Annotated in this window: 12 protein-coding genes; all 12 read right to left on the bottom strand. The window is 36.6% G+C overall.

Features of this window, described 5'->3' with window-relative positions; all coding sequences use genetic code 11:
- Nucleotides 1–205: 205 nt before the first annotated feature.
- A complete protein-coding gene (locus tag OB236_RS09615) occupies nucleotides 206–1,453 on the bottom strand; it encodes a site-specific DNA-methyltransferase (protein ID WP_262683786.1) in 1,248 nt (415 codons plus the stop codon).
- Nucleotides 1,454–1,515: 62 nt separating this feature from the next.
- The gene (locus OB236_RS09610; protein WP_262683785.1) at nucleotides 1,516–1,713 is read right to left on the bottom strand and encodes an aspartyl-phosphate phosphatase Spo0E family protein; all 198 of its coding nucleotides are present in this window, start codon (nucleotides 1,711–1,713) and stop codon (nucleotides 1,516–1,518) included.
- Between the two features lie 963 nt (nucleotides 1,714–2,676).
- Nucleotides 2,677–4,815: a hypothetical protein gene (locus OB236_RS09605; protein WP_262683784.1), complete on the bottom strand. Its 2,139-nt coding sequence runs from the start codon at nucleotides 4,813–4,815 to the stop codon at nucleotides 2,677–2,679.
- 23 nt (nucleotides 4,816–4,838) lie between these two features.
- Nucleotides 4,839–5,027, bottom strand: coding sequence for a hypothetical protein (locus OB236_RS09600; protein WP_262683783.1), 189 nt, complete (start codon nucleotides 5,025–5,027; stop codon nucleotides 4,839–4,841).
- An 88-nt stretch (nucleotides 5,028–5,115) separates the two neighbouring features.
- Nucleotides 5,116–8,640, bottom strand: coding sequence for a hypothetical protein (locus OB236_RS09595; RefSeq protein ID WP_262683782.1), 3,525 nt, complete (start codon nucleotides 8,638–8,640; stop codon nucleotides 5,116–5,118).
- Nucleotides 8,641–9,154: 514 nt separating this feature from the next.
- Nucleotides 9,155–9,490 (bottom strand): hypothetical protein, encoded by a 336-nt coding sequence (locus OB236_RS09590; protein WP_262683781.1) that lies wholly within the window; start codon nucleotides 9,488–9,490, stop codon nucleotides 9,155–9,157.
- The gene (locus OB236_RS09585; protein ID WP_262683780.1) at nucleotides 9,487–10,767 is read right to left on the bottom strand and encodes an S-layer homology domain-containing protein; all 1,281 of its coding nucleotides are present in this window, start codon (nucleotides 10,765–10,767) and stop codon (nucleotides 9,487–9,489) included. Before OB236_RS09585 ends, OB236_RS09590 begins: the two co-directional genes overlap by 4 nt.
- A gap of 147 nt (nucleotides 10,768–10,914) precedes the next feature.
- Nucleotides 10,915–11,817: a hypothetical protein gene (locus tag OB236_RS09580; protein ID WP_262683778.1), complete on the bottom strand. Its 903-nt coding sequence runs from the start codon at nucleotides 11,815–11,817 to the stop codon at nucleotides 10,915–10,917.
- A 122-nt stretch (nucleotides 11,818–11,939) separates the two neighbouring features.
- Entirely contained in the window at nucleotides 11,940–12,599 is a 660-nt protein-coding gene (locus OB236_RS09575; RefSeq protein WP_262683777.1) for a DUF4253 domain-containing protein, read from the bottom strand.
- Nucleotides 12,600–12,641: 42 nt separating this feature from the next.
- Nucleotides 12,642–12,968 carry a hypothetical protein gene (locus OB236_RS09570; protein ID WP_262683776.1) on the bottom strand — a complete coding sequence of 109 codons (327 nt, stop codon included), beginning with the start codon at nucleotides 12,966–12,968 and terminating at the stop codon, nucleotides 12,642–12,644.
- A gap of 259 nt (nucleotides 12,969–13,227) precedes the next feature.
- Nucleotides 13,228–13,575, bottom strand: a complete 348-nt coding sequence (locus OB236_RS09565; RefSeq protein WP_262683775.1) for a hypothetical protein — start codon at nucleotides 13,573–13,575, stop codon at nucleotides 13,228–13,230.
- Nucleotides 13,576–13,701: 126 nt separating this feature from the next.
- On the bottom strand, nucleotides 13,702–15,445 hold a 1,744-nt coding region (locus tag OB236_RS09560; protein ID WP_262683774.1), incomplete at its 5' end, for a hypothetical protein.

The following is a 15,445-nucleotide window of genomic DNA, read 5'->3' as shown; positions in this document are numbered from 1 at the left end:
ACAACCTTTCATTCAAGCTGATAGCTAATATAACAGTATTATTGAACTCGTTATCCGTTAGTGTTTGAGATACGTTGAGTAAACTAATTTTTATATCTTCAACATAAAGGCACATATTTCCTGCATACAACCTACAAAAGACTGGTTTCTCAGCTCCTTTTTAACTTCCGCAACAGCTTCAGGAAACGAATCACCATATTCATTCTTACCTAGCCGACTCAGCAACGACTTCTTGATAGGGCATCTTCACTCCATCCCGAATCAAATACACTCCAGTATCACCGCCAACGTGAGCAATATATCGATTCACAATCACATCTGCATATTTCTCATCCAACTCCATCGTATAACAAATTCGATCCGTATCCTCACATGCGATAAGCGTACTTCCTGAACCTCCAAATGAATCGAGCACAATATCGCCAATCTTGCTTGAATTTTTAATTGGATATGAAATTAACGGCACACTTTTCATCGTTGGATGATGCTCATTCCGAAATGGTCGATCAAATTGCCACAGTGTAGTTTGCTTCCTGTCCGAGTTCCAATAGTGACCTGCAGTCGGCTTCCAACCTACCAATATAGGTTCGTGCTGCCAGTGATAATCTTGCCTTCCCATGACCATTGCTTGCTTAGCCCATATACAACATTGGGATAATTTGAATCCCGAATCTTTATGAGCCTTCCGAAAGTTCAAGCCTTCGCTATCTGCATGAAAAACATAGATACTCGCACCGTCATCTGCTACTTCGTACATCCGTGTATATGCAGCCAACAGAAACTCATAAAATTGCTCATCGTCCATTTTGTCATTTTGAATTGTTAAAGCATCCTTTGTCTTTCCTACATAAGCTACATTATATGGTGGATCAGTAACAATTAACCTGGCTTTCTTACCATCCATCAACGTTGCCATATCCTGCTCATTCGTTGCGTCACCAGCTAATAATCGATGCTTCCCTAACAGCCAAATATCACCTTTACGTGTAATCGGGATCTCTGGCAATGCATCATCAACATCGAATTCATCCTCCTCCGGCTCATCATCTTTATGCAACTCGTCAAACAACTTCTCTGCTTCTGAGAAATCGAATCCAGTCAGCTCAATATTGTAATCGTCAACCTTCAACTCTTCCAATAATCCAGCCAACGCATCAAAATCCCATTCACCTGTAATTTTATTTAACGCAATGTTCAAAGCCTTCTCTTTCGTCTTATCCACATCGATAATCACACAATCCACTTCATCGTATCCGATTGCCTTCAATACTTTAGCTCTCTGATGTCCTCCAACGATAGTGTAATCACTGTTACATATAATCGGCTCACAATACCCAAACTCGTTGATACTATTCCGAATCTTCTCAAACTCTGGATCGCCAGCTTTCAAATTCTTCCTCGGATTATATTCAGCATGAACCAGTTGACCAATTTTTAATTTTATAAATTCCATTATATAATCCCCTTTTTCTGTATAACGCAAAAAGAACCCTAGCCTTTAGCCAGAGTTCACAATTAGCAGTATGATATTTTAATTAGATTCAAAGCAATATTACCCGACTTTAGAGAGTCATAATAATTCAGCAATACATCCAATTGTTGACTTACCCCTAACACCACAGGAGAATTGAATGAACCTTGTTTCATATAGGTAGAAACCAACTGTATACGAAGATATTCAATTTCCGACTCTAGATCCTCAATATTCAACATTATTCCCCTTACAATAAAAAGTTATGTTGGGGCTATTTTACTATTATCGGCATACAGAAACAACCATATTTGATATAATTCACAAATGTATCATATAACAGAGGAATGAAAAGCCCATCCGATTAGAGTAGAAAATTGTCGATTCATTTTATTATTTTTCAAAATTTCGGTAATTTGAAACTCCATTCAACTTGCTCATATTGCATCCGAAAAGCCCAATATTTCAAGTCATTGTACCATTGCATTTATTCTCAACTCCCATAATTTTATTGGCTGCTGGTTATCCTTGTCTATGTTACGAGTAACAAGAACCTTACGACACAGCTCCGATAATACAGTTATTAATTGGCATCATATGAATAAACAATTTTTTTCATCACACAATTGCCTATCTACGGGCTGACAAGCCCGATCATATTAACTCATATCAACATAAACAAAGCATCAAATTACTATTGCGAAAATGAATATTTGTGGTAATCTATAGTTACTTCGTGGTGGAAGGGGTTACTATATATTGGTATCCCAAAGATCACCTGTCTGTTCTAATCGGAATAGTACGGGTGTTCTTTACTTATTTAAGCATAAGGTTCTATCTACCCGTTCAATATTTTGCATCATAATATCCTTTTATTCACAGATTACGATCCTTGTGATATATTTATTTACGTTGGGAAGCACCCACAAAGAAGAGCCTTGAGGAAAGAATCCTAAGGCTCTTTGTCTTTTATATGGATGTCAACTATTAAGAAAGCTCAAGTACCTACCGCGCAACGATAAACCTGTTGCTTGCTGTCACCCCAACAATCCAAGGAAAACCGCCTTGGATATGTCGGATGTGATAATTTTGTATTTGGTTGATTGAATGTTTCTATTCGTCCTATTTCATTTTATTACATTTCTCAACTTGCACTGTTCCCTATATATATTATTATAAGAAAGTGTGCAAGTTGAGATCCTGTATTAATTGACCAATAAACAGTGCATATAAGAGTCTCCACCTCTACCCTTTAGTCGTGAAATTTTTATTTGTTTATCTCCAATTAATTTTTGAATATTTTCCTTTTTGATGAGCCTACTCCAGTATGAGTCCGTTATTCCTAGTAGCTCACGAATTTGTTTAATAGGAACAGGTTGGGCATCCCACTCTTCACTAATAAATTTATATAGAAGTTTTTCCTGTTTATCGATACCATTCTGGTGATACTTCTCCAAATCAAATTCTGGAATCACCAAAACATCAAACTTACACCCCTTAAATCTTTGAGCTATCATTTCCTTTAAGCGAAAATCCCCCCCAAACAAGTAAATACACACTGGCTCGTTAGAACTAAAATCTCTCACCTTTGTACGAAATACTTCTTGCTCCAGATCGACCATTAACCTTCGCAGTTCGAATATATTGATATTGTCATGACCGAACACACTATTTATCCAATCGAATTGAATGTAACCCTGGACTTTCTTCATGTCCGAGTCATTGAGTTTACATAATTCTTCTAATTTTATAAATGTATACATAAATGCAGCTACAGTTTCATCCGATGGAAGTCGATTCCAGCCAACCTGAACCATTTTTCGACAATGCTGGAATAGATTTTTGCCTTTCGTATTGCCGAAATAAGGCACTATATTTTTTCCATTCTTATCTTTATCCAGCACAACACATGTATTGTTTTTTAAAAGTCTGGTAAGTTGCTGATTAGCATTCATTTTTCCACACATTTTATAGGAAACAACATAGGTGGTTTCTTTAAAAGTTTTATGAATCCAATCTGCTGCAACTTTCAATTTGGACTTCGATTTTTCAATGGAGTTTCTACTCATGTTTTCGCTCACAATATAAAAAGTCAGATTCGTGTACTCTTTATAATCATCAATATTAAAATGGATAAATTCGTCTGTATAGCTGGGATCTCCTTCTCCTGTGGCATCAAAAATGTACGTTCTGAAATTCTCAATTCGAAATTCCTCTTTCGGAAAGATCGATTTAAAATAAACAGAATTAGTTGTATTACAGAATAATCCCCCAGACTTAAACAGAATCTGGATAGCAGTCAGTTCATCTGAAAATTGATATCTAAAGTAGCGGGAAAATAGTTTCAGAAATTTATCGTCAAATATATCCTCATCATTAAATACAATCCTGCTGCGATAATCTTTATATTGCTTTTGCAGTTCCAATATCCTTCCGCTGACTTGGTGTAAAGCATCCTTCATATACATTTTATTATCTCGTTCTTCAGCGAGATCAGCTATACGCATTCCATTAACAGCTTGAGAAAGCTTCAACAGCAACGTTTCATCAACATTAAGCTGCTTCTCAAGGACAGGCTTCTCATCAATAATAATTACTTTTCGAGGGAGCAATCCCTTGTATGCATTGTAAGTGTAAAATTGACTCATTCTCTCAGCTCGGTAATAAGAAAAGCGCTCATTACTCATGGCTACAATTGGGCTGTCATTTTGCTCAAATCGTTGTTTAAATACCCAGCAATCTTTGTAAGAAGGACAGTTACGAGTCGTGCAGCAGCCTTGATAATATTCAGAAACACCGTTCGAGCAATTTTCTTTGTTCCAACCTTCCATAACATAAACCCAATCCGTTTGTTTAAATTCATCGTGGTAACCAAATTCCTCTCGAATTTTCGATTGAATTTTTTTCAAATCTTCAATTCGGTCACTGACAATAATCATCCCTATATCGATTTCTTTTTCGTTTTCATGAAATGCATCTATTTTCCCAATTATGGTTTCTAATATGGATTGGATCAGTGTCGACTTGCCAAATCCGGCTTTTGCAGGGATAACTACTGTTTGATCAGGAAATTTCAATTCACTAAATATAAGCCGCGCACAGTCCAATGAAAATTTCCGTTGTTTATCCGACACTTCTTTCTGATACATATTTTGAAATGTGGAAACGAAATGAGTTGAGATATCTGTCGCCAAGCAAGTTGTTCTATCATCTTCGTAAATCAAATCATCTATTTTGTAAGAATCGATATCCAAATTAAAAAGAGATTCTGAATACCGTCCATCTGTATAACCCTTTCCATATACGATATTATTATAAACCTTCTTTTTTATCGGTTGCTCCATACGTTGTGATCACCTGTCCATATCTAAACCAAGTTCGCTTTGAACTGGTTATATTTGCCCATTGTTTCTCGTAATTGAGCGGATTCATTAAATATATAAATGACACGATTCTGATCTTTCAAATCTAAGCGTTCATTTACTTTTCCGAATCCATTAAACATCAACCATCCTGCCATTCTTGATTGAGTAATTACAATTGTTTTATTTTCCATTTTGACCTCCAATATTAAAGTTATTAGAATGCGAAAGTATACTACAACCTGCCGCATTCCGCTCTACTGCCTGACAAGGCCAATCCAATTAACCTATAATATCGACCAGACATTTAATGGAACCTTTAGTCGTCTTCACTATTTTCTTAATGGTTATTTCCTTACCCATATAATTTCCCAGCATCGTATCGCCTTCTTTTCGCGCTATGCTGCGTCCTTCCGCGACTCCCAGCCAACCACGATCATCAAACAGCGTATACGTTTGGCCTAATATGATTTTCGCCACCTCATCGGGATTCCAAGGTTTCTTATCACCGCTAAGCAATGTAACTTCGTAATCGATCAGACTTTTCAATATGGCATCCGATTTCTTGAGATACTTTTCGGGGATGCTCATATCTTTGCCTTCCGGAAATTCAAGTGTATAGGCTTCATGTTTAGTTACAGCAGTGTAATACTCACCCAGCCATTCAAAAGCGTTATTATCAACAATTTCTGTTAAATTAATATACACTTTATCCTTATCTTCATAATTCAACTGGATATTTTGTAAAATGCCTTCACTGGCTACAACCCAACAGAAGGAGTAATTCGTATTATCATTTTTAGCTTTTGAATCCACGTAGGTCATTCTGACGGTAGCTGTAGCTAGTAGGGATGGACAATTACAGATTCCCTCTGCTTGCTCCTTAGTATTCTGATACAATTCTGCGAACTTTTCGTCCATTTCTTTCCTCAATCGCTTATGCCTTTCATCTGAAGAGTATTTATTAAGGCTCAGCTTTTGCTTAGTTAGAGTTCTATTTTTTTGCAGGAAAGTAGAGTATGTCTCCTGTAAATCAGCAATAGTTTGGTCGATAATAGTGGTATCCAAGTTAGGATTTTGATAGTACTGATAAATATTTTGGAATTTATGTCTTTGGATCTTATTATCCGTTTTTTCAATCATGATTCGATTTACATACGCCTTGAACTTTTCCATCACAATAGAAAAATCGTCCAAAGAAGAAGTATGTTTCTTATCCTTGTTGTACTCAACACCATCTTTAAATTTCATGAACTGCGGTTTCCATTTGCCGAATTGATACTCAATCACATCTGGGATGACAACTTGATCGAACAAGCCAGTCTTAGATGCATCAATACAGAGTCCCTGTAAATACTTCATGATCGCAATCGGCAGTTTATATTTTATTAAATCCCTTTCAGCATTGGCTATATTTTCGATGGTCGTATTCATATCCGTTATTTTGCCTGTTTTATCTTCGGAACGGATAATAAAGTCGATTACGTTTTGCTTCGTCCATGCTTCTGATTCAGCAGTAGCTTTATCGGCAACATTAACTTGAACAGCAGAATTAACAATATAATCCTGAAGGGTTACTTTGGATTGAGAGGGAAACCGTCCTTCGAAATGCTTCTGGATATTTGCATTCAATTCTTCGAGCAGATTCTTGCCGTGCTTCTCACTTTTTTCGTTATTCAACACAAAATTATATTGTTCAAGATATTCGATTCTGGTATCTGCAAAATTCCTCTCCGTTGAAAGTACGAGCAATTCATCGCCATCTCTGTCTGCACCCCCGAGACGATCTGGCTCCGTTCCAAGAGGAAGCTGTACAATATTATTAATATGGCGTATGAATTCAGAATCTATGCCACTGTAATCTATGAAACTAGTTCTAGTGATCTCGCTGAATGACATAATCGGATTTCTAGCAAATAATTTCTTTCCCATATTCTTTCCACCACTGTAGCATTGCTTTGAATCAAGAAACCCTTTACCCTTATAATCCCAAGTACCTTTATCCTCTGCCGCGGCGTAAGATAAAAATGCTAAAATATCCTGAGTTACATACATGTAATTGGCTTTCAGATAAAATTTCCCCAAACACATCTCATCGATTTTGTGATCAATGACATCCTTGATGGTTTGCATCACCTTGTGTTCAAAGACCATTTTTTTATTCAGATGAATCGCCTTAATCGCATCACTGCAATTTTTACCAATTCCATTATCCGAATTTTCTTTATAAACCAAGTTTAGAAATGCTTCGAGATACTGGATATCATCCCAGTCGATTTCATCTTTGCGATAGATGCTTAACGTTCGGTGGATCATATCGCCAAGAGTATTGGACAAACAAAAAACATCACATGGATGTAGATCGAGAGCCAACAATAATTGATACGATGATTTCCGATATTGTTCATGAATAGGTTTAGCAATATTGGCAATACCAATAGCATCATAACCAAATTCAATCAATTTGGATTTGTAGTCAGCAATAGAAGGGAATAGCCAGTGCTTATCATCCGAACCATCTGGCTTCAGCCCCACAACTTCTAATTTAGCTTTAAAGGTAGACTCCGTGGTCAAAATATCAATCTTGTCAGTATCATGCCATGCTCCAAAGATATCTTTGATTTTTTGAATTTTATACTTACGGAAATAACCTCGAAAATCCACACATGGAAAGAAGCCCTTTATGGCTGGCAATCGTAACTGATATCCAGTTATAGGAAAGCCAGTTTGTAAGAATGCCTCCATACTATGACCTAGTTCTTTGGAAACTAAGCCCATACCATCGAACACGTTCTCCATCACTGGATAAGCTTTCACTTGAGTAAGATGTAATCCTGTTGACCATTCGGTAATTGGGACATCTCTTCTCTCATATTGCTCCGTTTGGCCGAAAGTCCATACTGGAACATGAGTACCATCTTTCTTGATTATCTTCCAATCTGGTTCGATGAGAGCTTTTAAACTTACTCGTCTTCCCTCTTTCTCCCAGAGACCGACTGTTTTGTATTTCTCTCTGTCTTCAGGGGCAACCTTAGGCTCAAGCTTTCGTTCTTTGAGTTTCTCTAAAATCTTCTGGCGCTCCTTATTAAATTCTTTCTCTGAATGTAAATATTGTTGGAGAACAGCATATACGGCTTCTTCCTCTGGAGTACGAGTATATGGCACAATCATCTCCACATCTTCAATTACAGGAACCTCTTTGTCAGGGATAATACAAATCGTTAGTTTCTCCATATCAACAGGAAATAGGTGCAAATCTGTCGTCGTTAACGCATTACGAGTCAGATTCTTCGATACTGTGCATTTGGTCGGCTCCGTTCCAAGGGAAACATGGCGTTTCAATTCCTCGTAATATTTATCGAGGACGAATATTTGACGGCATTCTTTGTTTTGGCTTCCTGATAGAACATTATCCAGGAATACAAACTTATGACTGCTAATGACTTTCCCTGATTCAGAATAATATTTGGCGGTAAAACCTTCGCTCAACAGCCTTTTTAATTTTCCATTATTCTCAAGGGATCTGCCTCGACCAGTTTCAATAGTCATAATTGGAAGGACGTTCTTCTTTATTTTTATTGAAGCTCCACTTTTCGACTTCGTAAGCGAACCATCTCCATTTTTCTTATATTCAGTAGCTGACTCATACTGGCGATTCATAATTTTCTCATTCAGAATATAGTACATGAGTGTTTCCGTTGCCAGAGTAGCAGAATCTAAGGTGTAGTCCAGAGAAAGGGTTTCATCTTGATCTTTAAGATCATCGATATCGTATTGCCATAAGTGATACTGACGTTTAGTAATCAATTTGTTATGACCTCCGATATTAAATGCATAATATATTCATTCACTATATAATTTCATTTTTCACTTTCGGAAAAATATCGCCCTGTTAAGCACTATTGTTCCAAAACTCTTATAGAACAAGGGATTTTCGTTATTTTACACTTGCTATCTACCAATTCAATAAAATAAAAAATACAAAACTCGATGATTTACACTTGTGTTTCAACGCGAATCGTGATAAATTTAAAAAGTAAAAAGATAGATGGATATAAATTGTTGTAGAGTATGCGATTTTCGTTTTTAAAATAGGACTATAGCGTTAAAATGGATGCACAAATATACCTCCTCAAATGGAAATAGGATCATAAACGTATATCAGTTTTTAGTCAACTAACTAAACATATCATAATGGAAACCTATACTTCAATAGGTTTATTTTAGTTTTATAGACTTTTTATTTTTGAATGCAAAAAAGAACCGAAGGCGATGTGCTCTTTCGGTTCTTTTCTTTATCAATAAAATGCTTCTTCCTTGGTTATGGTTTTTGTAACAGCAATAGTTTTATCAGTTTAAATCTACATTTTATTATATCTTTATCACCAATCAAATCACCAGAGTCACCGAGATTGTTACCATTAATCGTAACACTTTTTGAGACTATGCTATTACCTGCGGGAACTGGAAGATTAACTTCAACATCTGAAATAGATGAATGTGTATTATGGTACTTATCATTCGCACCATCACCTGCACCAAAGTCTATATAAACTTTTGCAGTTGTAGGTGCGGCCCTAGCTTCGGGAATAAATGGGGATACTAGCTGAAGTGCAGTGGATAAAATACCCAACAAAGCTAGAAACTTTAACCTCATGGTTTAAGTTTCCCCTCTACAAATCGGTACTCACCTGAGCCATTTACAAGATTAAGTGAAAACCCAGCATAGCCTATTCTAGCGAATGCATCCTCAAAATATTTTTTATTAAATGCACCTACAATCCATGTATCATACATAACGACGTCCTTAAGCGGCAATAATTGCAGCGTATCCACAGGTGTACTTGAATTTATCATATCAATCCGTATAGAGTTCCATATCTTCAAGGTTTGTGGCATAACAAGACGTTGACCGGGTTTCTCAGATCTGTTATTGATATTCAAATGCACTGCAATAATATAATCTTCTGGGTTAAAATAACGATTTTCTTTAGCAACATCCTTGAACCAACTATGGTAGGGATTACTTGGATCAGCCATGTTGACAACAATAACTTGAGTTACCGACACATCCAGATCATCATATCCTAGATACAATTGCAGAGGTAATGGTTTGGATTTGGCATTAAGCATAGAACCTATGTTAGATCCAGTTAAAGCCACCTCAGCTAGCATTACCGCACTGGCGTCAACCTCCAACTTTCCACCAGCATTGGCTTTTAAAACCCGTTCAATAACTGTAATAGCCTGTGCACGTGTAGTGTCTTGATCCAGCGCTAAATCTCCGCCATCGAGACCTTGCATAAGACCTTTCTTTGCTGCGACGTAGACAAAGGTGAGATCATCGGTTTCGTCAATGGACTTTCGCTTTTCGGCATCCGTTGCACGAACAATCAATCGTGCCATTTCCAAACGAGGAATTGCCCCGTTAATATCCTGACTGAAATCTTCGTATCGATGAATGCCTGATTCAACTGCTATATTAAGGTAAGGTCCATACCAGTTATCACCAGATTCAGCTTGCTGCTTGTTTAAACCCATTGCACCAATCAACATCTTAATAAATTCTGCTCTAGACACACTTCGCTCAGGCTGGAATGTTCCGTCAGGATAACCATCCACATAACCTTTACTAATTGCCGCATTTACCCCTGATTCCGACCAATGACCGGCAATGTCGGACAAAGATACCTTCTTAACAGCAGACACGTCATTTGCCGCAAATAATGTAGTACGAGGAGCAGAAGCCGAAGAAACCAAATCATTTGTTGAGAATAATGCCATTTTTGAAGCTTGATTCGCTGAAACTTGTTGAACTTGTTGCGCCTGCGGGTACATTACGACGTCGTAATTTGTGCCTACAGCGCTTACCGTTGGTGCCAGCAAACTAACCGTTATAACTAATATTCCGGCTATTGTTAAAACTTTGTTCATGTACTTACCTCCTTAACATTTCTTTATTGTGTCTATCTGTAATAACAATATAGCCAACACTGTATGCCTATTAAGTACTTTTACATCATTAATCTGTATAAGACTCATATTTCATCCATCCCCTTTAATTGGTATAAAACTTGCATTTCATTCTAAATCTAATTTTCTTTTATTATTCCATATCGATTCAATACTTATTATTTTTTTGGCGATTAACGAATTTTGGAGACCGTTTTTATGAATCGAATTAAGCAATTTTATAAATTGATAGCAGAAACTTTTAATATCAACCTTTGTATTCAAATCATGAATACAAATATACATGAATATCTCATATCTTGGATTCCAAATAGCAAGCCGATCAATTGAATAGTCGATATTAGGTGTTAATTGGCTTAACAAATAGTATCCTATTAATTGATGCCAAGGATAGCTTTCGTAATGAATTTTCGAATTTACCTTTATGTCGATAAGCGTCTTATTTATAATCAAATCGCCATCAGCACCACCAACGAGAAAACTTATGTCGGCTCCAAAAGTGGGATTAGAAATAAATCTTTCTTCGGATTTGAATATATTCTCGTGATTCAATGTCATTATGATTAAATTGTTCAGGTCGTCAATATCAATCTGCTCAATATCTAAAATGTTTTCTGGAATGATTCGAGAACGATGATACTGATCTAATTTCCCGCAGACAATGCTTTGTCTTGTTAGATCTTCGTTCCAAGCCCCGAATCCCTTTATATAAGACCACGCATTGTCAGAAAAGACGTCTTGGTCAATTTCTGGAAAATCAAATAGTGTCTCTAGCATGTAATCATAAGCGTCAGCAGCATTATTGATACGCAAACAGAACAATTGTAAAAAATAGTCATATGCATGACCGATTAATGACGGATTTTTACTCAATAAGGTGTTTTTAATATCAATACTTTTTAAGTCTACTGGCTCACCGCTTTCAACCCTTATTAAAGACTTAAGGTTTGGAATTGTTTTAAATAACTCTTTCATATCTGAATTGGTTTTCAATAATGATGTTAGGGACATGTGTGGCGCGCTCCTCTTTTTCGATAATTGCAACATAAAACATGCCTTTTATTACCTAACAAGAAGTATCAACATCGAAACAATGGAGCAATCAAGAGCTTTTGCTTGTCCTAGAATTTGAATTAATCCCACCAAAGGTATAGAGAATACAACATCTCTATTGCTTCGGCCAATTCTTCTACACTACCTACGCCTTGATCAACAACATCGGGACAAAATTCATACACTTCTTTAGCAAAAGAAATTAAGTCGTCAGGTAAACTAATGAAGTCTGCTTCTACCCAATCTAAATTAGCACCACTGATTCTAAATGGATATTTTTGATTCCACTCTTTTAATTTAGCCAATACATCTTCATGTTCAATGCCATAATTAATTCCATCAGTTCGAACAGCTCTTACAATATCAAATTGATCTGTACCTTTTATCACGGCAATTATATCATGAGGAATTTTGTCTTCTCTTTGAGAATCATAACCTTTATCAAATAGAAAGATCTGGTATCCATTCTGGTTAAGTTTCTCTCTTAATTGCGCAATTACAGTAACTGTACGACTTTGCAAAACCTCAAAGCCAATACCTTTGGCAACAGCATCGCCGCGCAAAATAATCTCTTTAATTTCGCTATTTGAAATATCTTTAATGATTTGGCCTATCATTACATCAATATCATTCTTACTTAATAAGTTTACTTCCTCTTCATTTAACATTCTATTCCCACTCTCTATGTCTAGCATTGAAATAGCCATTTTATTAAATAAAATTATCTTTAAACTCTTCAATCAACACCACCTTTAATGTAAAGCACATCGTATCCATGATTTCTATCGTCCATAATTAGTTGCTTCACGATTGTTCAAGAAGCCACTTTTAGATAATGATTCAATTGAATCATTAATATCGCCATCGTCATAGAAAAAATCAACGCTATATGTTGTATTATCGTCTTCATAATAATTGATAAAACCTATAATCTTATTTGAGTAATAATTTCTTAGGTTTTTAATAATATCTACGATCTTATTTACATCACCTGAGAAGAACTCTTTATCTTGTGGAAATGCTCTACCTAGCACTTTATGTAATTTAGCCCGAGTTTCTGGAGTCTTTGACGTTTTTCCTACCTTTACCCTTCTAAATTGAGTTTTCATTCAAAAAGATCATTTTGTACATTACGATTCCTCCACAAAATAATAAAACCAGAAGCAGACTATGCCTCCAGTTCTATTTTCTTACAATATTTAGGGTAGTGCAACAAGTTTTCAATTTAGTGTGCCGCGGCGTATACTACAACTCCGGTTTGTTAATCATTTCTCCCAGCACAATGACTTCTCTCGAAACAATTATTCACTATTCTAACACGTTATTCCAAATAGCGGAATCGATTTACACAATTACTTTATAATAGTATCATCTGGAGCGAATCTTGCCCTCAAAATAAAGGCTGATAAATGCATATCCCATTGCCACAATAATTAACAGAATTATTACTAAATGAGTGAAAATTATTATACCGCCAACAGCTTTTTTTTTCTTAAAAATATATAACAATACTACTGTAATCAAACTTAAAAGAATGGATAACCACGGCCCTATATTTAGCGCAGCGTACATAGTAGCAGGCCCACCATTTAATTTATAAATGCTATCATAAGAGGCTCCAATGAAAAACAATAACATGTAGTAATTTACTAAGAACAGAAAAAAGGTTATAAGTAAAGGAGTTTTTTGTCCAAGCTTCATCATAAATTCACCCATATTGGATACCTCCCAGAATTTGTTATTAAGTTTAAACAGTTAACTATTTTTCAAATGATAATACTTCTTCTTTAAGAAAGAGTTGTATCGACAAGTCCACAATATAACACCTTTTCTCTGTCCCTATTAGTGTGCAAACGAATAGATCATACTCATAGTATCGGTAACATTATTATTTTGTCCATTGTTCCAGACAAGATTTTGAAAGTATGTAGCGTGTGTAGCAAATCCATTAGACTGAGGAGCCAGGTTGATTTGTAAGCTACTAGCAGGATTTCCATCAGGCCAGTAGAAATAGGTTGTATCGGGTACGGGATCAGTCGGTGCAGCAATTGAAATGACCTTCGTGTTGATATCTTTTAATGAAGTTCTAGGTGAACCAACCATGGCTAGATAATCAATTTTTACTGGGTCATTTACTTGTAAGTATCTAGCTGTACGTGCACCAGCGACTCCACCTCCACTATGTCCAATAATAATTCGTTTCCCGCCATCATAGTTATTCTTAACAAAATTTATTTCATCTTGGATTCTTTGTGAAACTCCCTCTTCCATTGAATCAATAGCAACATTCCTAATTTGTAATGCCCTCAAAGCAATCAGTTTAATTCCTGAAAATCCATCTAATGAGTTATATGGAAATAACTCGTACACCTGAACGTTTGATCCATAAAGACTATCGATCGTTACTTCTGAGTCAGGCCACATTCCACTTCTATACGTTCCAATCCCTGCCATCAAATATATGGTATAGTCACAATTTGGTGAACAAGCCGATGTTGATGCAATTGTATATTCACCTCCATATACAGGTGTTTCTGCACGTGCAATTAAGTTAGTATCCTTTACATTTAAGGTTATTCCTGATGAATTACTACTCACCGTCATTGTTAAAGAATCCGTGGACAAGTACGCTTCGGAAAACCAGTATCCTTGGCTATCTGCAAAATAATCCACGTTATTCACGAGACCGGATATATCATTACTACTACTTTGAAGATTTACAAATCGCCTTCCGTCACTATAAAGTCGTGCTCTTTGTCCATTAATTTGTTTCTCGGCTTGAGTAGTTGATTTTACGAATAAGTTAATATATTGGTATGAATTTCCAACAACAGTGTAGCCTTCTTCTTTCCAAAGATCATAATCCACTGTTTGTGAATTCCAATCCTTCAGCCATACTACAACCCGATAATTACCTTCTTTTGTTGGCGTCCAACTGTATACATTCGATGTCGAGTAGGCTTGCGCGATTTGCCACCCTGCTCCTTCATTGATCCAAAACTGATAATAGCGCCCCGTTCCTCCACTTGCGTTTGCTGTCACTCGTAGAGTCGTATTGGCAGGCTGTGGGCTTTGTTTCTCGAATGTGAGGCTGTTCAGTAAAAGAGGCCCTCCACTGATGCTGTAGCCTTCTTCTTTCCAAAGATCATAATCCACTGTTTGTGAATTCCAATCCTTCAGCCATACTACAACCCGATAATTACCTTCTTTTGTTGGCGTCCAACTGTATACATTCGATGTCGAGTAGGCTTGCGCGATTTGCCACCCTGCTCCTTCATTGATCCAAAACTGATAATAGCGCCCCGTTCCTCCACTTGCGTTTGCTGTCACTCGTAGAGTCGTATTGGCAGGCTGTGGGCTTTGTTTCTCGAATGTGACGCTGTTCAGTAAAAGAGGCTCTCCACTGATGCTGTAGCCTTCTTCTTTCCAAAGATCATAATCCACTGTTTGTGAATTCCAATCCTTCAGCCATACTATAACCCGATAATTACCTTCTTTTGTTGGCGTCCAACTGTATACATTCGATGTCGAGTAGGCTTGCGCGATTTGCCACCCTGCTCCTTCATTGATCCAAAACTGATAATAG

This window comes from Paenibacillus baimaensis, assembly GCF_025567575.1.
This window is presented reverse-complemented; position numbering and strand designations above follow the sequence as displayed.